This window comes from Olivibacter domesticus (genome assembly GCF_900109575.1).
Classification (GTDB): domain Bacteria; phylum Bacteroidota; class Bacteroidia; order Sphingobacteriales; family Sphingobacteriaceae; genus Olivibacter; species Olivibacter domesticus.
The window spans coordinates 57,014-80,431 of record NZ_FOAF01000010.1 but is presented as its reverse complement, the minus strand read 5'-3'; the positions used below and the strand labels follow the sequence as shown (position 1 = coordinate 80,431).

The 23,418-nt window shown below is 37.3% G+C and carries 22 protein-coding genes; 5 read left to right on the top strand and 17 right to left on the bottom strand.

The window, feature by feature from the left end; all coding sequences use genetic code 11:
* Window positions 1-19: 19 nt before the first annotated feature.
* The 15 genes from hemB to ubiE all read right to left on the bottom strand — a co-directional run bounded on the left by hemB (window position 20) and on the right by ubiE (window position 16,085).
* Window positions 20-988, bottom strand: a complete 969-nt coding sequence (hemB, locus tag BMY50_RS23840) for a porphobilinogen synthase (RefSeq protein WP_093330316.1) — start codon at window positions 986-988, stop codon at window positions 20-22.
* Window positions 989-1,150: 162 nt separating this feature from the next.
* Window positions 1,151-2,791, bottom strand: a complete 1,641-nt coding sequence (hemC, locus tag BMY50_RS23835; RefSeq protein ID WP_093330311.1) for a hydroxymethylbilane synthase — start codon at window positions 2,789-2,791, stop codon at window positions 1,151-1,153.
* A 206-nt stretch (window positions 2,792-2,997) separates the two neighbouring features.
* Window positions 2,998-4,242 carry a glutamyl-tRNA reductase gene (hemA, locus tag BMY50_RS23830; protein ID WP_093330307.1) on the bottom strand — a complete coding sequence of 415 codons (1,245 nt, stop codon included), beginning with the start codon at window positions 4,240-4,242 and terminating at the stop codon, window positions 2,998-3,000.
* 199 nt (window positions 4,243-4,441) lie between these two features.
* Window positions 4,442-5,044 (bottom strand): OmpH family outer membrane protein, encoded by a 603-nt coding sequence (locus BMY50_RS23825; protein WP_093330737.1) that lies wholly within the window; start codon window positions 5,042-5,044, stop codon window positions 4,442-4,444.
* A 136-nt stretch (window positions 5,045-5,180) separates the two neighbouring features.
* Window positions 5,181-5,717 carry an OmpH family outer membrane protein gene (locus BMY50_RS23820; RefSeq protein WP_093330304.1) on the bottom strand — a complete coding sequence of 179 codons (537 nt, stop codon included), beginning with the start codon at window positions 5,715-5,717 and terminating at the stop codon, window positions 5,181-5,183.
* A 262-nt stretch (window positions 5,718-5,979) separates the two neighbouring features.
* On the bottom strand, window positions 5,980-8,550 hold the full coding sequence (bamA, locus tag BMY50_RS23815; protein ID WP_093330300.1) for an outer membrane protein assembly factor BamA: 2,571 nt from the start codon (window positions 8,548-8,550) through the stop codon (window positions 5,980-5,982).
* A gap of 118 nt (window positions 8,551-8,668) precedes the next feature.
* Window positions 8,669-9,409, bottom strand: a complete 741-nt coding sequence (locus BMY50_RS23810) for an isoprenyl transferase (protein ID WP_093330296.1) — start codon at window positions 9,407-9,409, stop codon at window positions 8,669-8,671.
* 5 nt (window positions 9,410-9,414) lie between these two features.
* Window positions 9,415-10,239, bottom strand: a complete 825-nt coding sequence (gene porG / locus BMY50_RS23805; protein ID WP_093330293.1) for a type IX secretion system protein PorG — start codon at window positions 10,237-10,239, stop codon at window positions 9,415-9,417.
* Between the two features lie 329 nt (window positions 10,240-10,568).
* Window positions 10,569-11,459 (bottom strand): NAD kinase, encoded by an 891-nt coding sequence (locus tag BMY50_RS23800; RefSeq protein ID WP_093330289.1) that lies wholly within the window; start codon window positions 11,457-11,459, stop codon window positions 10,569-10,571.
* Between the two features lie 19 nt (window positions 11,460-11,478).
* A complete protein-coding gene (locus tag BMY50_RS23795; protein WP_093330285.1) occupies window positions 11,479-12,120 on the bottom strand; it encodes a CBS domain-containing protein in 642 nt (213 codons plus the stop codon).
* A gap of 137 nt (window positions 12,121-12,257) precedes the next feature.
* A complete protein-coding gene (locus BMY50_RS23790; protein ID WP_093330278.1) occupies window positions 12,258-13,016 on the bottom strand; it encodes an alpha/beta fold hydrolase in 759 nt (252 codons plus the stop codon).
* Window positions 13,017-13,143: 127 nt separating this feature from the next.
* On the bottom strand, window positions 13,144-13,596 hold the full coding sequence (locus BMY50_RS23785) for a GatB/YqeY domain-containing protein (protein ID WP_093330272.1): 453 nt from the start codon (window positions 13,594-13,596) through the stop codon (window positions 13,144-13,146).
* 105 nt (window positions 13,597-13,701) lie between these two features.
* Window positions 13,702-14,460: an SDR family oxidoreductase gene (locus BMY50_RS23780; protein ID WP_093330267.1), complete on the bottom strand. Its 759-nt coding sequence runs from the start codon at window positions 14,458-14,460 to the stop codon at window positions 13,702-13,704.
* Window positions 14,461-14,526: 66 nt separating this feature from the next.
* On the bottom strand, window positions 14,527-15,354 hold the full coding sequence (locus BMY50_RS23775) for a hypothetical protein (RefSeq protein ID WP_093330263.1): 828 nt from the start codon (window positions 15,352-15,354) through the stop codon (window positions 14,527-14,529).
* Complete coding sequence (ubiE, locus tag BMY50_RS23770; RefSeq protein ID WP_093330258.1) at window positions 15,351-16,085, bottom strand: bifunctional demethylmenaquinone methyltransferase/2-methoxy-6-polyprenyl-1,4-benzoquinol methylase UbiE; 735 nt, start codon at window positions 16,083-16,085, stop codon at window positions 15,351-15,353. The genes BMY50_RS23775 and ubiE overlap by 4 nt, the downstream gene beginning before the upstream one ends.
* 176 nt (window positions 16,086-16,261) lie before the next feature.
* Between ubiE and yihA the strand changes: the two genes are divergently transcribed.
* The 4 genes from yihA to BMY50_RS23750 all read left to right on the top strand — a co-directional run bounded on the left by yihA (window position 16,262) and on the right by BMY50_RS23750 (window position 20,387).
* Window positions 16,262-16,870 (top strand): ribosome biogenesis GTP-binding protein YihA/YsxC, encoded by a 609-nt coding sequence (gene yihA / locus BMY50_RS23765; RefSeq protein ID WP_093330254.1) that lies wholly within the window; start codon window positions 16,262-16,264, stop codon window positions 16,868-16,870.
* A 7-nt stretch (window positions 16,871-16,877) separates the two neighbouring features.
* The gene (locus BMY50_RS23760; RefSeq protein ID WP_093330250.1) at window positions 16,878-17,732 is read left to right on the top strand and encodes a UbiA-like polyprenyltransferase; all 855 of its coding nucleotides are present in this window, start codon (window positions 16,878-16,880) and stop codon (window positions 17,730-17,732) included.
* Between the two features lie 352 nt (window positions 17,733-18,084).
* Complete coding sequence (locus tag BMY50_RS23755) at window positions 18,085-19,794, top strand: M3 family oligoendopeptidase (RefSeq protein WP_093330245.1); 1,710 nt, start codon at window positions 18,085-18,087, stop codon at window positions 19,792-19,794.
* A gap of 11 nt (window positions 19,795-19,805) precedes the next feature.
* Window positions 19,806-20,387: an LOG family protein gene (locus BMY50_RS23750; protein ID WP_093330240.1), complete on the top strand. Its 582-nt coding sequence runs from the start codon at window positions 19,806-19,808 to the stop codon at window positions 20,385-20,387.
* Window positions 20,388-20,401: 14 nt separating this feature from the next.
* Here BMY50_RS23750 and BMY50_RS23745 read toward each other — a convergent pair whose 3' ends face one another.
* Window positions 20,402-21,058 (bottom strand): HAD family hydrolase, encoded by a 657-nt coding sequence (locus BMY50_RS23745; RefSeq protein WP_093330235.1) that lies wholly within the window; start codon window positions 21,056-21,058, stop codon window positions 20,402-20,404.
* A gap of 55 nt (window positions 21,059-21,113) precedes the next feature.
* On the opposite strand from BMY50_RS23745, the gene BMY50_RS23740 reads away from it, so the two are divergent.
* A complete protein-coding gene (locus tag BMY50_RS23740; RefSeq protein ID WP_093330232.1) occupies window positions 21,114-21,323 on the top strand; it encodes a hypothetical protein in 210 nt (69 codons plus the stop codon).
* A 39-nt stretch (window positions 21,324-21,362) separates the two neighbouring features.
* Here the strand turns inward: BMY50_RS23740 and BMY50_RS23735 are convergent, their stop codons facing one another.
* The gene (locus tag BMY50_RS23735) at window positions 21,363-23,417 is read right to left on the bottom strand and encodes a dipeptidyl-peptidase 3 family protein (protein ID WP_093330228.1); all 2,055 of its coding nucleotides are present in this window, start codon (window positions 23,415-23,417) and stop codon (window positions 21,363-21,365) included.
* Window position 23,418 lies beyond the last annotated feature (1 nt).

Sequence of the window (23,418 nt, the reverse complement as noted above, 5' to 3'; positions counted from 1 at the left end):
TACAACTTATAACTTTTAATTATATCCATTTCTGCTCCACCATATCTCTAATGTGGTAGGTTGTGATAACACTAGCACCTGCTCTAGCAAATGCATACATGGTTTCCATCACGATTTTTTGTTCATCTATCCAGCCTTTTTCTGCTGCAGCTTTTACCATCGCAAATTCTCCTGAAACGTTATAACATGCTAAGGGAAGAGTTGACTCGCTCTTGATGTTGCTAATAATATCTAAATATGCCAAGGCTGGCTTTATCATCAAGATATCAGCACCCTCGTTTTCATCAAGAAAAGCTTCGCGAAGTGCTTCCCTCGGATTCCTAAAATCCATTTGGTAAGCCTTTCTATCACCTTTACTTGGAGCACAATCTGCCGCTTCTCTGAATGGACCATAATAAGATGAAGCAAATTTAGTAGCGTGCGACATAATTGCTACATTAACAAACGCATTACTATCCAGCGCATTTCTAATAGCACCAATCCTGCCATCCATCATATCAGACGGCGCTAACATGTCAACTCCCGCATCGGCATGCACTAATGACATATTAGAAAGCACTTCTATGGTTGCATCATTTTGCACATAATCATCTTCAAGAATCCCACAATGTCCATGGCTTGTATAAGAACATACACATACGTCTGTAATGATATAGATATCGTCACCAAACTTATCGCGCAACAATCTTATTGCTTGAGGAACTAAACCATTTTTATCGTATGCAACATGCGCATCTGGACTTTTCTCCTCCCCCACTCCAAACAACATTATTTTGTTAACACCCAATTTCAAACCTATCTCTACATCCTCAATCAGCTTATCTAACGAAAAATGATGAATTCCCGGTAAAGAGGGCAAAGCATGTTTTACATTCGTGCCCGGAACTACAAAATATGGGTATACAAACATATCCTTTGACAGGCGGGTTTCGGCCATCATCTCACGGACCAGTGGATTCTTTCTTAATCTTCTTTGACGATAAATCATTGCTCCTTTATCAATAATACGTTAACTATTTATCAAAAAACATCCAGCAGCTTACTAATTATCGTTACCAAAATCATTTAGGAAATGGCTTGTATATAAGCTACTGGAGGATTCTAAGACAAAGATAAGAAAGAAATAGCCCTTCTGTTTATCCATATATTATTATAGCAATGGGGTGACAGTTTTTGATGCGTCACCATTAGCGGAATTACTATTACCATAATCTAAGCCAAAAACGGCCTCTGCTAGACCTAATTCATCTGGAGAGAATGGCAGTGTAAACTGCAGGCCTATTTCTTCCAACTTTTTACCAGTTGAGTTGCCTATGCTAATGATTTTCTGTCCAGGTTCCACCAGATTGTTCTTAAAGTATGCTTCTACATTAGTAGGACTTGTGAATATCAATACATCGGCCCCAGACCTTTCCACATCTTCATCGATCCGCGTTTCATAAACAGGTAGATCAATAATCTTAGTATCAGATCCCAACCTACTCTGGATAGTTTGCAGCGATCCTTTTGCCCTCGGAAAAAGCACAGTAGACCCAGCGGCAATGGCCGCAAATGCATCACCTACTTTTTCCATCTCAATACCTTCAGCTTCACCGGAAAATGAAGGTATTATCCCGTAACTGCGGAGTGCCTCTTCAGACCCCCTACCAACTACCGCATACTGCACATGCTTACTTAACCTCGGTTTAAGTCGAAAGAAGTTCTCAATACCATTTTTGCTACTGAAGAAAACCCATTTGACGTATTTCAAAATATAAGGATCTAACGTGTTTATAATGGAAAATATTTTAATTAATGAGCGGCCTTCTACTTGAATTTTATGATGCGCTAATGCTCTTTTTAAATAGCTGCTGTCGGCTAACTCACGTGTAATGAATACAGAATTAGGTAATTTTCTATCATCCGTGAATTGATTTACAATTTTCTCCGCTAACCCGGTCGTACTATCGGCCTTTAGATATAATCTAGAAGGAAAACTTTCACCATCTTCCGCTTTCGTTGTCCAAACTTCAAAACCTTGAGCCGTTTTACGACAATAACACCCTAGAGGCATATGGCAACCCCCTTCAAATAAATTAAGCACTTTACGTTCAACACCTATAGCTTCTGCTACTTCACCATCATGTATTTGTTTTAATACCTCCTGAAGCTCATCGTCTGTTGCCCTTATCTGAACCGCCAGTACTCCTTGTGCCGGGGCGGGAATAATTTCCGTTGGGGGGATAACTTCCACATGGAATTCACTTAAATCAAGTTTCAATCGATCAACCCCCGCTTTTGCAAGCATTATAGCATCGTATTTTTCATCACGCAATTTCTGTATACGTGTATTCACGTTCCCTCTCAAGTCTTCAATTTCCAAATCGGGCCTCGTTGCCAACAACTGGGCTTTCCTTCTGTTGGAAGAAGTGCCAACAACTGCATTATGCTTAACAGATAATCTCTTTTTTGAGTCTACACAGTCCTTTAGAATAATTAACAGTTCTGAAGGATCTTCACGTTCAGAAACAGCGGCAATCTTCAAGCCAGGCGGACTCGTTGTTGGTAAATCTTTATGCGAATGTACGGCGATATCTATTTTACCTGATAAAAGTTCTTCTTCAAGTTCCTTCGTAAAAAAACCTTTTCCTTCCAATTTATCCAAACGAAGATGTTGTATATTATCGCCTTGTGTTTTGATAACTTTCAGTTCGGCCGTCACACCGATTTCAGACAAGCGGTCCTTTACATAGTTTGCCTGCCATAAGGCTAAATCACTACCTCTCGTTCCAATAATAAGCTTTCTATCCACTTCTTTTAAGAATATGTTTACAGTAAATGTTTACAACCTGATCGTAGAATGTTCTAAAATACAAAAAAAGATGGCCAAGAAAAATTAACCATCTTTATAAAGCCATAAAAATAAAAAAATATATCAGCTCTTAGTCCAATCGTTACTTGAAACTGTGTTTTTTATTTAAGTAATATGCTGAATAAAGGAAATTGATTTAGGCTATATTAATTATTTTCTATATCCTTACTTTTCGCCACCAGAATCTCTTTGGCCAATACCATCGGTACGCTGATATACTTTTTCTCCATGTAGTTGATTACCTTTTCTAATACCTCACGTGAACAGGGATCTAGCGCATTCAACTCATTGGCAAAAACGGTATTTAACGCAAATGATTTAATTTCTTTTACTTTCTCAGGAACCTGACGCATAGCAATTTCTACTTTTCGTTGCTTCAGGATTGGTATAAATTCAGCTACATTACAATCTATAATACGTTCAGCATGAATGAGCTCATTATAACGTTCTTGCAAATTCTTATTCGCAATAGCTTGTAAACTGCTAACTTCAATATAATGCATTGGATACATTGAAATTACTTCTTCCGTCACATCATTAGGAATAGCTAAATCTACAACAATTTTCTTCGATGTTTCACCATTCAATAATGATTCATAAATTGATGATGTGATCACAGGCTCAGTTGCTCCAGTACAAGTAATCAAAATATCAAAACCTCCTTTATAGTTGCGCAAATCGGCAAGTGAATAAGCCTTTCCTCTTAAATCTTTGGCTAAGCGTTCTGCTTTGTCAAGAGATCTATTAAAAACAACAAAGTTGGAAAATTTATGTTTCTGCAGGTATTTAGATATGTTCTGATTGGTTTCTCCAGCGCCGATTAGTAAGATACGAGGGTTTTCAACAAATTTAAGGTCTTTAAGTTTTCGATAAGCTAACGATACAACAGACACGGGGTTACGGGATATCCTTGTGTTTGTATAAACTTCTTTAGCTGTTTTCACTAAGCTGTTCATCATCAAACGCATAAAATCCCCGGTCAGACCACTCATTCTACAACGTTCGTAGGCTCTACGTACTTGTGCAAGAATTTCCTTTTCTCCAACTACCAAACTTTCCAATGAGCACGACATCCGAAACAAATGATTCAATGCATCAATACCTTCATAAGTGGTTACTTGGTCTAAGAACTGATCAAATTGATCATCGGGAACACAGAAATTAAGCCCTCTTAGAAAACCTTTAACGAAATCATCTGTCAAAGGATGCCCACCATGAAAAACAAATTCAACGCGATTACAGGTTCCTACATAGAAAAGTTCCGCAATGTCGAAGTTATTCTTCACATTGATCAATCGGCTTTCTAGCTCTTCATTACAAATAACTAAATTACCTAAATCTTTTAGGTCAACATGCTTATGTGTAAATGCTATTACTTTAAGGTGCTCCAATTCTCTTTACCTCTATATTATACTGTGGACAAAAGTACATCTATACACTTGTTACAGTGTCAAAACTTTGTAAAACACAACTATTTAGAATGTTTTTAAATTAACGCCTTATTAAGCCATAAAACCCGCGTTAAATAACAGAAAGACAAAAAAAACCGTTTCCAATTAGGAAACGGTTTGACTTGTCAATTACTTAATTTTATTTAGTTGCTGGCGTTGTTGTTGCTCCAGGTGCAGCAGCTCCTGCTGGAGGCGTTGGTTTAGCATTAGGATCAATACCTAATTTGGTTTTAACCGCAGCACCAATATCCTCACCACCTTCAAAATAAAGAACTGATTGTTGAGAAATATCTAGGATATAAGCATATCCCTTTTCTTTGGCAACAGCTTGGATAGCTTTCTCTGCTTTTTCAAAAACAGGTTGAAAAACCTCTTCTCTTTTTGCAGACACTTCTTGTTCCGCCTTTTGTTGAACTTCCTGCATCCGGCCTTCCACTTGTTGAATTTCGGTTTGCATAGTTTGTAACTCTTTGCCCAATGCTTCTTTGTTAGCCTCGCTTAACGTTTTATACTTATCTTGATACGCAGTAATTTTTTTCTGACGCTCTGTATCCATTTGTTGAAGCTCCGTACGTTTTGTTCCAACAAATGTTTCTAATGCTTGATTTGCAGTTTTGTATTCTGGCATCAAAAATAAAACTTCTTGAGAGTTTACATGACCAATCTTCTGTTGTGCACTTACAGAACTAATGGTTAGAAATAATCCCGCAGCTACTAAAACCGTCTTTAATAAATGTTTCATTGATTTAAATTTGTTTTTACTTGCCCTCATTAGAGCATATTCACATTGTTTAAGTTAATTTATATATACTTCTTCAATTGGCCAGTCACCAATGATGTGGATCCATTTAGCCGATGCAATTTTAAACAAGTATTCCCTATTTTGCAAGTGCTTCTGGTTTATATCCTAATCGGGTAATCACATCATTGCTTTTATCTAAGCGTGGATTGGAGTAAAGAAATGTTACTTCACTTCCCTTATCAAGCACTATATCCAAATTTTGGCTTTCAGCAACAGCTTGGATGGCTTTTGAAACACGCTCTTGTATGGGCTTAACTAATTTCAATCTTTCTTTGTAAAGGTCTCCTTCAAAACCAAATATCTTCTTTTGAAACTCCTTTGTTTCACGTTCTTTCTGCACAATCTCATCTTCACGTTTTTTCCGCATTTCCTCACTCAACATTACTTGATCTTGTTGGTAGGATTTATACATCCGCTCTATGGAACCGTATCTTGCATCAACCTCTTTCTGCCATTTTACCGACATGTCTTCCAATTGCTTTTGGGCAGAAACATATTCAGGAATATGTTTTAAAATATATTCACTATCCACATAAGCAAAGCGTTGAGCAAAGGCAGATACTCCTGTAACCAATATAATGGCTAACGTTAATATTATTTTTTTAGTGTTCATCATGATCTATTCATTTATAACTTAAAGACCTTTTTTAGCCAAAATGGTTTAATGTTAACACGATCTAAACACAATCGCTTCATATTTACGCCAAAGATAATACCATTATCGAGTAGTAAACATAAAATTTAACATTTTTTAGCAATCTTCTGTGTCACACAAGCGTCGCACATATGCATACATACACCTAGCTCCACTATTATTATAACTAATCTTTATAAACTAACAATTCTTATTCAGTTCTATTTTCCTTCAACAACTTCTAATTAAACCCGCCCATCTGTTGCATAATACTGAACGTGAACGGTTGACGCCATTGATCAGATTGAACGCCCGGGATAGGGTCAAATGCATGACCATAATCTATTCCCAACAATCCGAATATAGGCAAGAAGATACGTGCTCCAATACCTGCTGAACGACGAACCTTAAATGGATTAAAGTCTCTAAAACGATCCCATGTATTACCGGCATCCGCAAAAGCTAATAAAAATACTTTTGCCTGTTCATTCATCATAACGGGATACCGTAACTCCATCTGATAACGGGTATAAATCGGGCTACCAGAGTTTCTAGCTATATTGATATCAGTGGTACTTGTTTTGTTCTCAGGAATTACATAACCGTTCGCATATCCGCGCATTGCTACTACTTCAGACCCTTGCAAGAAATCAAAGCCCATCATACCATCTCCCCCTAATTTAAATCTTTCAAAGGCAGATGTTCCTGTTACTTTGCTATATGAGCCTATAAAACCAAACTGTGCTTGTGCCTTAAACACTAACTTACCGGCTACCGTTTGGAACCATTGGGAATCAAATTTCCACTTGTGATATTCAACCCAGCGATAACGAATATTATCTGGTGCCGTTGGGTAATTGATATTATTAAACAGTGAATATGGAGGAGTGGCTTGTACCGTAAACTTTAAATTTGAGCCCGATGTTGGAAAAATCGGATCACTCAATGAGTTTCTACTAATTTCTTGTGTTAAGTTGATATTATAAGAAGTACCATTCTTAAATAAGAAATAAGCATCATAATTTCTTAACTTATATTGTTGTAAGTTAAGTGAATAGTTTAACTGGAAGGCATAATCTGGCCATTTTAAACGCTTACCTAAACTCACTGTTATCCCGTTCATACGGATCTTTGGTGTACTTTCAGTTACATTTTCTCTACCAGTATAATAATCGTAGCCTCCATATGCAGACATAGAAGTAAATGCGCTCAAACCGAAATAAATTGGTTTCTTACCGCCAAGCCAAGGTTCTGAGAACGAAAAGCTATAAGATTGATACGACTTACCACTTGTTTGTCCGCGTAAACTTAGTTTTTGACCATCACCTCTTGGAAGTGGTTTCCACGCTTTCTTGTTGAATAAATTCTTAGTGGAAAAATTGTTAAAGGTTAAACCCAATGTTCCAATAATACGCCCTGCACCAAATCCGCCGGAAAGCTCTACCTGATCCGATGGTTTCTCCGCAACTGTATATTCAATATCTACCGTACCGTCTGCAGGATTAGGTTTTGGCACAGGAGATGTTTTTGATTCATCGAAGTTACCGAGGGTAGCAATTTCCCTAATATCCCGCATAATATTAGTCTTCGAAAATTTCTGTCCTGGTTTTGTTTGCAATTGACGTCTTACAACCTTATCATTGGTTACATCATTACCTTTTAAAACAATTCTATTTACGTCATACTGTGGCCCCTCATACATACGCATTTCCAAATCCACCGTATCTCCATAAATTTTAGTTTGTACAGGATCCACTTGAAACGTTAAATAACCATCATCCATGTAGTAGGCAGAAACATCCGCACCACTTTTTGAAGGCCCTAGCAGTTTCGCATTTAGTTTTTCTTCACTAAACACTTCTCCCTTTTCAATCCCTAAAATTTTGCTTAATGTTTCATCTGTATATTTAGCATTTCCAGACCATGATATATTGCCGAAGTAGTATTTAGGCCCCTCATAAACTTCAATATCTACTTTTACATTTTTACGATTTAGTTGTGTAACCGTATCTTTAACAATTATAGCATCACGATAACCCTTCCCTCTCATTTTTGTTATCAGCGCTTCCTTACCTTCACCGTATTTTTCAAAGTTGAATTTCCCAGGTCCCCAAAATCTCCACCACCTTTTCTGCTTAACTTTCTTAAGGTATTTATGCATTTTGTAGTTAGAAAACTCTTTGTTCCCTGTAAAATTAATCTCCTTGGCTTTTACCTTTTTGTTCTTCTGTACCTCTACTTTCAGTATTTGATTATTCGCCTCCGTAGTATCTTTTACTTGTGAAGTCTTAATATCAGGATATAAAAACCCTTTTTCTCTTAAATAGCGTTTAATGGTATTTCGGGTAGTATTCAACAGGTTTTCGTTAATAATCTTACCTGTATTTTCGTTAAGTCGCTTACGTACTTCTTCCGTTTGACTTTTGCTGAGCCCTGTCAAATCAATCCGTGTTAAACGGGGTCTTTCTACCACATCTATGTTTAAAAATATAGAATCTCCCTTAATCATGTCTACAGTAAGCTCTATATTATCAAATAATCCCTGCGACCATAAATTTTTAATAGCATTAGAGGTGGCTTCACCAGGTATTTCCACTCTATCGCCAACAGAGAGCTTGGAGATGGTTAGTAATACATCGTTATCCAAAAATTTCGTACCACTGATCGTTATACCTCCAATAATATAATCTTTTGGGGCTAAATAGCTTAGCTGATCACCAGACGGTCGTGCAGAATTACCTACCCGAAGCTGTGCAGAGGCTAGTTGAGCTCCTAATACGTATACACCAATTAAAAGAAAAAATCGCTTCATTGAATTTATTTATCGGCGCTAAAGTAAAATAAACAGTTGTTAATTTTTGTTAAACTATTTTTTTTCAGTTATTTCGACTTTAGCGATGGATACTTATATTAAAATTAAATTTATAAATTTATTTTATCTGTTCACTCGTTAAACCAAATCGTCTCTCTCGATTTTGATACGACAAAATCGCGTCATATAAATCGTCGCGCCTAAAATCAGGCCATAACTTCTTAGTAAAATACAGTTCTGCGTAGGCTAGTTGCCATAATAAATAATTACTAATACGCTGCTCTCCACTGGTTCTAATCATCAATTCAGGATCGGGTAATGGATATGAATTCAATCGCTGCGCAAACAGGTGTTCATCTATATCTTCTATCTGTATATCTCCATCAAGGGCTGACTGTGCCAAAGATTTTGCCGCATCAACAATCTCCCATCTAGCGCTATAGCTAAGTGCTAGCGTTAAGGTGCACTTTGTATTCATAGCAGTTTCATCCATACACTTCTTCAAATATTTGACCGCCCTTGGCGGTAATTGCGTTAAATTGCCAATAGCATTCAGTCGCACACCATTCTTCATCATAGTTTGTGTTTCTTTAGCGATCGAAGAGACTAAAAGCTCCATCAACGCCGCTACTTCCAACTTAGGGCGGTTCCAATTTTCAGTTGAAAAGGTATACAAAGTCAAATAGGGCAATCCAATATCAAGAGCACCTTCCAAAATATCCTTAACCGAAGCAACACCTTCTTTATGGCCAAAGACCCTTAGCTTACCCTTTTCTTTAGCCCATCTCCCATTGCCATCCATAATAACCGCAACATGTTGAGGCAGCTTATTTCGGTCTATCAATTCAATATTAGTCATTTTAACTAGTTCTTTTTAATATATACGGGGCATCCTGCCCTGAATATGGCATACGTAACTGTAATAGTTGCCGTCATATAAGAATCTTTGCTTCTTCCATCTCCTCGCTGCGTTCCTACAGTTGCTTGCTGTGAAGGATCTATAAAATATTTTCGCTGTTCTAAAGCTTCTGTCCCTAGCTGATATTCGGACGGGACCCATCCGTAAGCACTTATATAATCACCGCTGATATCATCTAGATAATCAGTGAAAGCTATGCGGTACCCTAACTCTAACCCTACCGTTAAGGGGCCTCGCAAATTATATTTAAATCCTAGGCCAAAAGGGATAGCTATCGCAAATCTGTTATAGTTTACTCCCTCTGTTTGATACTCGTGAAGATTCACTAAATCACCATCAAAATTATAACTCTTCGGTTGAAAATGAAAGCCTCCAATACCTGCAAATAAATACGGAGTATAGGAAACTCTAGTATATGAAGGTTCAAATTTAAAAAAATTAAATTCTGCTAATAGCGATGCCTCATATAAAGGTGATTTAAAATATAACCCTTGCTGTTGAATATTTTCATTGTCATTTGTAGCAGCATTCCCCCTAGTGTTTGCCCGAAGCAAATTTAACCTTACTGTCCAGTTATGACTTAAATTTTTCCGTACTAAAAGACCTAATGTCCAATCATTAAATTTCATGGGATTACTTGTGTTAAGCTCGCCCATGTATCCAGAGGCTCCTAAGTTCAGACCCAACTCCCAATCCTGGGCATTTACTTTGGAAAAAAACACCAAAATAAAAATAAAAGGAAAAAGTATTTTTTTTCGATCTGTAAACATTAAACCCAATAAAGCTGGTAAAGATAAAAGAATTAATTTATAATTGAATCGTTAAATAGTTGAATCGTTAGATAGTCGAGTAGTTAGACTGTTAAATAGTTGAGTGGTTAGATGGTTAAATAGTTGAATGGTTAAGTAGTTGAATGGTTAACTAGTTCGTTAATTAGTTAAATTGTTCGCTAACAACAAACATCTTGATACTTGATACTAATACCCTGTTATCGCTTCTAACTAAAATCTTGATACTTGATATTACTTTAATAGGCCAGTGCCTGAAACCAACCACCTGCGATCTTCGGCAAGCTCATACTAATAACAACTGGTAACTATCAATAATTCCTTGTATCCAAACCCCATAGCAATTTATGTCTTAATGTACTAAAAAAGCTCTCCTGCTTAAGCCTTATTAAGTTGACTGTAAAGTTTGCACGGCTTATATTAATAATAGCTCCTGTATTAATAACCCGCGTATTGGAATCACAAGAAAAGAGAAAAGAATCACTTCTACTTTCAATCTCAATGCGGATCAGGCTGGTATCTGTAACCACAATAGGCCTTACATTTAAATTGTGTGGAGAAATTGGTGTTATAATAAAGTTACCGGAACCCGGCATGACAATAGGCCCTCCGCAGCTCAATGAATAAGCGGTAGAACCTGTAGGAGTAGCCACAATTAATCCATCGGCCCAATAAGCGTTTAAAAGTTGATTATTAACATAAGCCTTAACAGTTATCATGGCGGAGCTGTCTTTTTTAACGATCGTAATATCATTCAGTGCAAAAGACACTTCTCCTTCATTTGAAGTTCCGCCATTCTCAGTATAAGTCGACAATAACACCCGTTGCTCTATATCATAATTACCAATTAAAAGCGCTCCGAATGCTTCTTCTATTTTGTCCTTATTAATACTTGCCAAAAAACCCAATCTTCCAAAATTAATACCCGTAACCGGAATACCGCTATCTGCAATAATCGAAACAGCAGCAAGCATAGTACCGTCCCCCCCTAAACTCAACATAAATTTTATATCCTTTGGCAAATCTTTATAAGAAGTAAAAGAATGGGTATTTTGCTTATATTCAATCTTGTCGTCGAGAAAATCGTTAAACATGTGATAAACCCAAATTTCAATGTGCTCGCGAGCCATTAAATCAAATAATTCCTGAACATACTGAACAACAGAGTCTTGAAACTCTCTTCCATATATGGCTAACTTCATTAACTTAGGTGTTGCAATACTATAAATCTAAATAATTCATTAACTGGTCATAGCGATCTCTTGTGCTATCGTAGCCCCTTTTATCATTATAAATAGCTTTAACAATATAATCGTGACGTAAAAACGAAGCAACGATCGACGAAATATCCGTTCGATTAAGCTTTAAGGTCACCTCTAAACGCGTTGACTCGGGAAAACTACGCACACTGGAACTTAAAATCTGTGCATTATCCGATTCTACAATCTGGGCTATATGAGACATAGAATTATCTCTATTTCCTATTTCTAAAACTATTATGCCTCCTTGTTCATCAGAAACAAGACTCTCAGCTAAATAGTCGATGATATTATTGAGGATAAGAACTCCTTTATATTGTTGCTGTTCATCTACCACAGGCAATACGTCTAAGTGATGCACATGAAATAGCCGCAAGGCATCATATATATGTTGATTTTCATATACAAATATCAGCTTTAATACCTTGTTAATCTGACCTTGCTCTTGTAGATCATCTTCTGAAACTAAGCCTTGATAGAAGTTATTCTGAACCACAGGTAATTGTGAAACCTTATATTCAGTCATTCTATCCAGCATATACTGCGCCGTATCTTTAGGGCTAAGAGGATAAATATCGTTTTTTATGATTTCGCCTGTAGTCATCGTCTTTATAAACCTTATATGTTCTATGCCATTCAGAGAAGTAAGTCATCCTAAATTACTGCTGATAAACATTTATTAATAATACGATAAAAACAGCAAATGGTTTAATTTAATTTTATCTTAAATGCATCAAAACATTAGATCAATGTATCTAAAAACAATTTAAGATGGCTATTAAATTCTTTCGGCTGTTCCATCATCGGTGCATGTCCGCACTGATCAATCCATGTAAGACTTGCATTGGGTAATAATTGTAGAAATTCCTCTGCAACATCCGGCGGAGTAATTTTATCATTCTTTCCCCAAATAAGGCCAACACGAATCTTTATGTTTGGTAATTCTTTAGCCATGTTATGCCTGATAGCCGATTTAGCCATTGCAATCGTTTTAATTACTCTTTCTTTATTATTAACTGTCGCAAACACTTCATCCACCAATTCCTTGGTTGCTGTTTCAGGTGCATAGAAAGTGAATTCAACTCGTTCCTTTATAAAATCATAACTCTCCCGCCTAGGGAACGATCCTCCGAATGAATTTTCATACAGTCCGGAACTTCCTGCCAAAACAAGCGCCTTAATCTTTTTCTGATGTGCAACGACATACATTAATGCTATATGACCACCCAAAGAATTACCTACGAGCACAAAGTCGTTTAGCTTCAAATGGTTTACAAATTTTTCTAACCAATTAGCTAAACTTTTAATCCCTGTGGAAAGAATAGGCAATTCATAAATAGGTAACATCGGAATAATAACTCTATACCCACCTTTAAAGCCCTCAACAGTTTCTTCCCAATTGCTCAAGGCACCCATTAAACCATGGAGCATCAATAACACTTCACCCTCTCCCTCATCAATATATTTATATCCTTTATCTTCCTTGATGGTTAGCTCCATATAATGTGATTAAATGCTGAATTATTGTATTCTCTTAACGTGTAACTATATATAAGAGCTACGGCTATTATTTAAAAAGGTCTGTCAAAAACGAAACAAACCGAAATCATTTATTATAGCACGTGTATCAAGCATTCAGTAATTCCTTTACGATCTCAGATACTGTTCTTCCATCTGCAGTACCAGCAAGTTCCTTATTTGCTTGTCCCATTACCCGGCCCATATCTTTCATTCCGGAAGCGCCTAATTGTCCAATAATCGTTTGAATGCGTTCGGTGATTTCTTCTCTTCCTAGTTGTTTGGGTAAATAGGTCTCTATCACATCTTGTTCCTCTTTCTCTATTTGATAAAGATCCTGTCTATTTTGTTGTTGATATATTTCTGCAGATTCTTTACGCTGTTTTACCAATTTCTGCAATACTTTAATTTCGGCGTCCTGATTGAGTATTTCGCTTGCACCTTTTTCTGTTTTTGCCAACAACAAGGCCGATTTAATAGCTCTTAACCCTCTCAATCGTGGTTCATCTTTGGCCAGCATGGCCGATTTTATATCTTGATTGATTGTATTTTCTAATGACATCTTTTAAATTATTTAGTACGACAGCAAAATTTGACATTGCAACTAAGACAAAGCTAAATATTTTGCATTTAAAACAAATAAATAGCCAAAGTATTTACGTAAGTATTATGATTGTTTATGAAAAAGGGTTCCACTAGCTTGTGCCGTTGGCATCAATAATAAATCATTTACATTTACATGGGCAGGTCTGGAAGCTGCAAACCAAATGGCTTCGGCTACATCTTCTGCTGTTAAAGGGGTAAAACCTTCATAGACCTTTTTTGCCTTTTCCGAATCTCCCTTGAACCGCACAATTGAAAATTCTGTCTCTACAGCCCCTGGGTCCACGCTTGTCACTTTGATATTATAGGGTAGCAAATCGATACGCATAGCCTTCGTTAAAGCATCGACCGCATGTTTTGTGGCACAATAAACATTTCCATTTGGATATACTTCCTTACCTGCAATGGAACCTATGTTGATGATATGTCCTTGTTTGCGCTGTTTCATGAGGGGAGCAACCAAACGTGTTATATATAAAAGTCCTTTTACATTTGTATCGATCATCCTATCCCAATCATCTGTATTTCCTTCTTGTATAGGTTCTAGTCCCTGACTTAATCCAGCGTTGTTAATAAGAACATCAATATTTTTCCACATGTCGGGTAACTCATCCCATGCTTTCTGAACGAGTGTCTTATCTCGTACATCGAGACCTATAGTATGTATTTGCACACCATGTTCAGTCTGAAGGCCTGTGGCAATGTCATGGAGACGGTCTACCCGCCTAGAGGCTAACAATAAATTAAATTTTTGTTTCGCAAATATTTCAGCACAGGCATAACCAATTCCGGAGCTTGCTCCTGTTATAAAAACTGTTTTCATTTTCTTTTATTTAGGAATTCAACTTTCTTTGGAAGTGCTCACAACCGGCAAGACCTACATCAAACCTTACTCAAATATTAAGCTGAATTGTAAACTCCTTAGTAATAATTTATCTATTGGCTGCATAAAAGGGTTAGGACCTCTATCCAGCTTTTTATCTAATATGCTATTAATACTCTGTGACCATTTTAATTCGGCAGACATTTTAAAATATTCAAAAAAAATATCTACTCCTGCTCCAGCCTCATAAGAGAAATAATAAGGTTTTACTATTAAGGGCATGCGTGCTGGGGGATTTTGCGTAAGCGCATCATAATATTTATTCCTGCCGATATTTCTGCTAAATTTAGCGCCACCAACGATATATCCTCTATACTTGTCTTCACCATAAATTTGTTTCATATCTGATTTGAACTTCAGCAGTACAGGCAGTTCGAAAGCAAAAAAGTTTCTATCCATGCTACTTTCGGTAGATGCCTTTTCAATATCTTCTTTATGGTATTTAGAAATGGTGGTCCGCTCTCCCGTTGATTCGTTAAGATAGGTATAATCTAACGACTGACTCGCAAAAATGAGATAGGTGGGTCTCAAAATAAAATTTGCATTCCCTCCCAATCGTATATCAACAGGAATCCCAAAACCCAAGCCGCCGATAGCAGCAGGTGTAGAGATCCCCACTAATTTTTGCCCGCTTATGCCCCCATTAGACAGTTGCCAGTCTTTATTTTTACTTACTTTATAGTAAGAGGTTTGATAGGTAAAAAAAAATCCTAAGTGCAGTACCTGGTTCTCGTCATAGGCACCGCCAAATGGAAAGGTGATTCTTTTCTGTGCATTTACTGCAAAAAATAGACTTAAGAACAAACCAACGCATAGGCCTTTTTTTATCATCATTTTGTACCGATATAAATTGTACAAATACCAAATGTTTGTGGTCTGCAAATAGTTTCTGAAAATCCAGCTTCTTTTAGTATAGAAGTAAATGCATCACCATCAGGAAACTGCACAACCGATTCAGGAAGGTAATTATAGGCTTTGCTATCTTTAGAAAAGATACGTCCGAAAAACGGCATCATCGTCTTTGAATATACGTTATATAACTGTTTAACAGGAAAGGCCTTTGGATTGGAAAACTCTAAAATAACGGCTTTTCCGCCAGGTTTTAGTACTCGACAGATATCTTGCAGCCCTTGTTTAAGATTTTCAAAATTGCGTACACCGAAAGCAACAGTTACTGCATCAAATGCAGCTGCGTCAAAGGGTAGCCCTTCAGAATCACCTAAAGCCACTTCAAACTTGTGTCCCAAGCCTCGTTTGGCAATTTTTTCTTTCGCAACCGCCAACATTCCTTCTGAAATGTCGACGCCTATAATTTTATCTGGATTCAATATTTTAATAGCCTCAAATGCAAAATCACCTGTGCCCGTTGCAACATCCAACATTCGTTTAGGTTGGAGCATTTTAAGTGATTTAATTGCCTTTTTCCGCCAGATAATATCTATTCCAAGAGAAAGGAAATGATTCAGGAAATCATAGGTCTTGGAGATATTATTGAACATCGTAGCTACCTGCTGTTTCTTTCCAGCATTATTGTCTTTATATGGTATAATAGTTTTTGAGGTCATCTATAGGCAAACTTAGATAAAATTGGCTTCATCGCCAAACTATAAATCTGAATTCGATTCTTCTTTATGAACTTAAAAATTCAATAGCAAAGCCAGATAAGGCACCTTTGCGCCGAGTCTTGCGAACGCACAACGGATAACTGGCAACTCATAACTAAAATAACTACCTTTGCATGATGATGATTAAAAGTGCCGAATTTGTTTGTAGTAATACAAAGATGGATAAACTCCCTCCCCCTCTATTACCGGAATATGCATTTATTGGGAGATCGAATGTTGGAAAATCGTCCTTAATCAATGCTATTACACAACGCAAAGGCCTTGCAAAAACATCACAGACACCTGGCAAAACGCAGCTAATCAATCACTTTCTGATTAATAAAGACTGGTATCTAGTAGATTTACCGGGTTACGGCTACGCTAAAACCTCAAGAGATAATCGGGCAGAATGGGGAAAATTTATTAAAAAATATCTCTTTTCGAGAGAAAACCTCCAGTGCGTATTCGTATTAATAGATAGCCGCCTGAAACCGCAAAAAATTGATTTGGACTTCTGTTATATGCTTGGTGATAAAGGTATTCCTTTTATCCTTATATTTACCAAAGCAGACAAACAATCACATCTAAAATCTGATCAAAATATTGTGCTTTTTCACAAGGCCCTGGCACAATGGTTTGAAGAAATACCTGCGCATTATCTTACATCAGCAGAAAACCGTTTAGGTTGCGATGATGTGCTAACATTAATAAATGATGTAAATCTAAAATTTACTATAGAGCATTAATATATAGATGAAGAAATACCTCTCTTTGGTTCTTTTTGCACATAGCATTTTCGCTATGCCTTTTGCGTTTATAGGTTTTTTCTTAGCAGTGCATACGACCGACAATCCCTTCAATTGGATACTGTTGGTACTCATGCTGATCTGCATGGTTACTGCTCGTAATTCGGCAATGGCATTTAATCGATATCTCGACCGGGATATTGACGCACGGAATCCACGTACGGCTATGCGCGATATTCCTGCAGGTCGGATAAGTGCGCAAAAAGCATTACTCTTTACCTTCATAAACTGCATAATTTTTATCGCAGCAACTTATTTCATCAATCCAATATGTTTTTACCTATCTCCTGTTGCGCTTTTTGTAGTGTTGTTTTATAGCTACACCAAACGTATAACCCCTCTTTGCCATTTAGTTCTTGGATTAGGGTTGGGACTGGCGCCTTTGGGAGCTTATCTTGTAGTTACAGGTAGTTTTAATATTGTTCCTGTGATGTACACTTTTTCTGTATTGTTTTGGGTAAGTGGCTTTGACATTATCTATGCATTACAAGACGAAGAATTTGACCGGGCAAATAACCTTAACTCGATACCGGCCTACTTCGGAAAAAAAGGTGCTCTTAGAATATCAGAAGCATTACATATCTTATCTGCTATTTGTATCATTATTCCCATGTTTTACATGCACCTTAGCTGGTTCTATATAATAGGAGTGATTTTTTATTGCTGCCTTTTGGTTTACCAGCACTTGATTGTAAGTCCTACCGATCTTCGGAGGGTTAACCGGGCATTTATGACTACCAATGGGGTTGCTTCTGTGATTTTTGCCGCATTTTTTCTTTTGGATATTTACTTTTTTGGATAGTGCTATAATCTCCAACCAAAGCGCAATGGGTTTAGAGCCTGTTTAAGTTGCTCGGGGCATCGATGAAGAATATCTCTTGCAGATTTACGAAAATTATTGTAAAATGCCCCCTTCATCTGTAGCAGTATGCGCTGACAAACAAGTGACATCACGCTCAGCGGAAATTAGGAAAACACGTTCATTATGTAAACATTTTACCATAAAAGCTTCAGAGAATCTCTAAAGCTCCGGTTAGACGGCCTATATCCACAAGGTGAAATATGGTTATCCCGATTACATGGGAGTGATTTTTGATAATAAACGGGTAATGTCCTTCTCTTTTTATACGTTATACATAAGTTAAAAAAAGTCTATGCATACATTAAATAAAGCAGTCCGTCGTTTCGTACCACAGAACCTTACCATAACATGGGAGAATTTAAAGCCCCTATTTCTGGAGTTGCAGAATCGTTCCATAAATTCAGTAGCAGAACTAACACAATGGATGCAAGATCGAAGCGAACTGGAGGCGGTGCTAGAGGAAGACTTTGCCTGGCGGTACATCCGAATGACATGCGATACAGCCAACGAAGCACTATTGCAAGATTTCCAATATTTTGCTACCGAAATCGAGCCTAAAATAGCCCCCATTAATAATGAGCTTAATAAAAAACTTATCGGTTCTGCGTATACGGTGGCATTAGATCAGGAAAAATATTTTGTCTATCTAAGGTCTATAAATAAAGCACTGGAAATTTTTAGAGAAGACAATGTTCCTTTACTAACTGAAATACAGGTAGAACAGCAGAAATACCAATCTATCACTGGGGCTATGGAGATAACTTTCGAAAACCAGCAATATACGCTACCACAAGCAGCGGTTTTCTTGAAAGATCTTGATAGACAAAAGAGAGCAAGTGTTTGGCACAAAATTACCGAAAGACGTTTACAGAATAAAAATGAACTAAATTCATTGTTTAATTCATTACTTCAGTTACGTCATCAAGTAGCATTGAATGCTGGGTTTGAAAATTTTAGAGACTATATGTTTCAAGCCATGGGGCGATTTGATTATACGGCTCAGGATTGTTATGCTTTTCATGCAGCTATCGAGAAAGAGGTCGTGCCATTGCTGCAAGAAAAAATGCAAGGACGACAGAAAACGCTCAATCTGGATAAACTGATGCCTTGGGATCTTGAAGTAGATATAACAGGTAAACCTGCACTTAAACCATTTCATAATGGCCAAGATCTTATTGAAAAAACCATTCTATGCTTCAACCGTTTGAACCCCAGTATTGGTAAGTATATAGCACTGATGCAAGCAAATCAGCTTTTTGATGTAGAAAGCAGAAAAGGAAAGGCACCAGGTGGTTATAATTATCCGTTGGCTGAAAGTGGTGCGCCCTTTATCTTCATGAATGCAGCCAGCACCTTCCGTGACTTGACCACAATGGTACATGAGGGAGGACACGCTTTACATACCTTTTTATCAGCACACCTGGAACTTAACGATTTTAAACATCTTACCAGTGAGGTTGCTGAGCTTGCATCCATGAGTATGGAGCTAATTTCGATGGATCAATGGGGGGTATTCTTTGATAATGAAGAAGAGTTAGCGAGAGCAAAAAAAGAGCAACTTGAAGATGTGTTAAAAACGCTTCCTTGGGTAGCAGTAGTAGATCAATTTCAACATTGGGTATACACCAATCCAGCACATACAGAAGAACAGCGCGCCGAGGCTTGGAATCAAATTTTTGATCAATTTGGCCATAATTTTGCCGACTGGACCGATTTAGAGGAAGCTAAAACTTACTTATGGCAGAAACAATTGCATATTTTCGAAGTACCATTTTACTATATTGAATATGGGATGGCCCAATTAGGCGCAATAGCGGTATGGAAAAATTACAAGGAAAATCCCCAAAAAGGATTAAAGCAATATATGGAGGCCCTCAAACTTGGTTATACAAAAACAATTCCTGAAATATACAAAACGGCTGGAATTGAGTTTAATTTCAGTCAACCCTATGTAAAAGAACTTATTAACTTCGTGAAACAAGAACTTGAACTTTATCAATAATTTTTTTTTAAATGAAACGTATTACAGTCTTTTGTGGCTCAAGTATAGGAACTGAAAACATCTACTTTGAGCAAGCAAGTTTATTAGGTGAAACATTAGCAGGCAATGATATTCAATTAATTTATGGTGGTGCGAAAGTTGGCCTAATGGGAGCCGTAGCCGACGGTGCCCTAAACAAAAATGGGGAGGTAATAGGTGTTATCCCTGATTTTCTATTAAAAAAGGAACTAGCTCATCACGGGATTACTAAATTGCATGTTGTCGAAACAATGCATCAGCGTAAAACACTGATGCATGATTTATCTGACGGTTTCATTGCATTGCCCGGAGGCTTTGGTACAATGGAAGAACTCTTTGAAATTATTACCTGGGCACAGCTAGGCCTACATAAGAAACCTATTGGCTTGTTGAATACAAATGGATTCTATAATCACTTAAAATTACTAATCGACCAAATGGTTGCCAGCGGTTTCTTAAAAGAAATTAATCGGGATATGTTATTAATTGATGAAAATATTGACGACTTACTGAAGCAAATGAAAGACTATACAGCTCCTAGCGTCGGCAAGTGGATCCAGAAAGAGGAGACTTAACTTTGTTAAGTCTCCTAGCGAATCAGTTGTTTCACTATTTCAACACTCATATCATTGTAATCTTTTATGTAATAGTTACATGGGGGTAATTCTTCCTTCGTATGAGATGACAATACCCCTACTACCTTCATTCCTGCGTTAAGCGCCGCAGATACGCCCGAAAAGGAATCTTCAAACACCACACAATGGGCCGGTAAAACGCCCAGATTCTGCGCAGACTTTAGATAAACTTCCGGATTTGGTTTATGAAATTCCACATCTTCACTGCTTAAAACAGATTCCATTTTCGAAACAAAGCCTAACTTATCTACAATTAAGAATAAGTTAGCGCTTGGTGCCGAGGTCGCTATCCCCGTTTTAAATCCCGCTTCTTTTAAATCATATAAGAATCTTAGGTAACCAGTAATAGGCTCGATATGATCAGCATAAATTGTTCTAAATAGGCCTTCTTTTTCTTCTTCCAACACTTTTATCTCTGCCTCATTTAACTCACGTTTTAGAAAGTACTGCATAATATAACTATTGTGTTTACCATACATATGATCAACAAATTCCTGTTCGGTATAAGGAACTGATCTTTTATCAAAAAACTGTCTAAAGGCCTCAGCATGGAACGGATTGGTATGGCAAATAACGCCATCCATATCAAAAATCACTGCATATTCATTCATACAGCAAAGATAAATAATAACCTGAATTCTATTATTATTTTCGGTTCAGAACGCTTTGAAATGGTTAGATTCAACTGCAAAGGACGACGGAATAGCGGGCTATTTCGAGGAGTTTTCAGGAAGAAGATGGCCGTTTCAAAGTGAAAAAATGGGAAAAGCTAATCCAATAGCTTCTCCAGGCTGCGTTACCTTCGCTTGTCTTATCCCGATAGGCCTACGCAAAGGTGCCTTACCTGGCTTTGCTATTGAATTTCTGAACACATAAAGAATAATCGAATTCAGGTTAATAACCTGGTATTGCTATTTAGTTCATAACAGGTAAATAAGAATAATCTCTTCCATAATCTAACATTTGTTCATAAAAGGAATTTGGATATTCAACTTTTACATCGGTAATCTCTCCATTCTTTTCAACTGCCACCAATTTAGGTTGAACAAAACCTTTATACGGCTTTAAATTGAGTTTGGCATAACGATCTAGTACTTCCTTATGCAATACCTGGTCAACTTTTACGCCATATGTTTCTACAAGATTTTTACCTGCATTGTAATCGCCCTCAGATTTGATCCTTTGTATTTCTTTCAATAAACTACCGAACAAAACACGGAGCTTTTCATAGTTATTTATCTGCACATAGGTTTTATCATTCGCTTTAACAAATTCAACAACATTATCCTTTTTGCCCTGCTGATAAACCCAATAGGCATTAAGCGCACGGTTTCTCATATGCGCCTCTTCGATATCATCACCTAACTTCAAGCGCGTTAACTGTGTCATTAACCCATTCATCATATAGCTATCATAGGCAGCTTTTCCAACTTCGACAGAAGGCATTACCCCTATTTCAACAAGTTTCGGATCTAGAATATAATACAGCGCAACTAAGTCGGCACGTGCCTCTTCTAAACAGGAGGCATAGCTCTTTAAGGTTTTATCAGGCGTAGCTACGCCCTTATTGATTTGTCCAGAAGCATGCCCGATACATTCGTGCATATCTGTATGAAGATCACTTCCTAAATTTCCATATTTCTTCATCCGTTCTAATTTCTCTTTGTCGTTCATAAATTCATCTAAAAAGCCGCTGGTTGCGCTGCTTTCATTATATGCGTGAATAATATTACTCAACGAAACAGATTTAGAACCGTATTCCTTTCGTAGCCAATCGGAATTGGGTAAATTAATGCCTATTGGAGTACTAGGGGCGGCATCTCCAGCTTCTACTATTGCTGTTATTGCTTTCGCGCTAATGCCTTTGACACTTTTCTTTTTATGGTCGGGCATTAAAGGAGCATTATCTTCAAACCATTGTGCTTGATCAGCAATGGCTTTTATACGTTTTGTAGTCTCAAAATCTTTCAAAGAAAGCACCGCCTCATAGCTCCCTTTAATCCCAATCGCATCATTATACACCTCTATAAATCCGTTTGCAAAATCGATAGTAGAGGCAGTATCTTGCACCCATGCTTTGTTATATTCGTCCCAATTCTTAAGATCACCTGTTTTATAATATTCAACCAGCAGGGATAAGGCTTTCTTCTGCTGCTCATTTTCTGCAAATGGAACGGCCTTTTCGATCCAGAATACCATTTTCTCAATGGCAGCGCTATACATTCCCCCAACTTTCCAAACGTGCTCCTTGAGTTTTCCTGCTTCTTTTATTACCTTACTATTTAGACCCCATTCTGGCTCCTGCTCTGTGTGCGAAAAAGTGTTATAAAAACGTTCCACTTCTTGCTGGGTTACCCCTTCGTAAAAATTATTAGATGAATGAGCCACGTGGTCTATACCTTCCCTGAGGTTCACCATTTTCGGTTCAAATGATTGATCGAAAACAGCCTGTTTCATTCGCTTAAGAAAAGATGCTACAGTTTCTCCTCTTTCTAAGGGTAAGGCCTTTTCATCACAGGCTTCTATTAAACTTGTAAAATATTCAAAAGAACATTCGGGAATGAATTTGTCGTTTGAATAATGGTGATAATTACCATTACTGAACCAAAATTGACCGCAATAGACTTTAAACTTATCCCAATCTGACCCCGATTGGGTAATTTTTGGATTATTCCATATCGTCTCTAATGTCTTCCGAATAAGCAAATTGTATTTACCTCGTTGATCGTAAATTATATCGCGTCCTGAGAGTGCTGCCTGATAAAGATAATACGCTAATGTCTTTTGTTCTAAACTTAATTGGTTCCAGCCCGAAACCTCATAGCGTAAAACCTCCAGATCTGCAAAAGAATCAACTGATACCTTAAAAGTCTCTGTTTGCTTTGATTGATTATCCGGTGATGTACAGGAGCAGATGGCACATAAAAACAGTACACCTGAGAATAAGATCATTCCATTTTTTTTATTCATA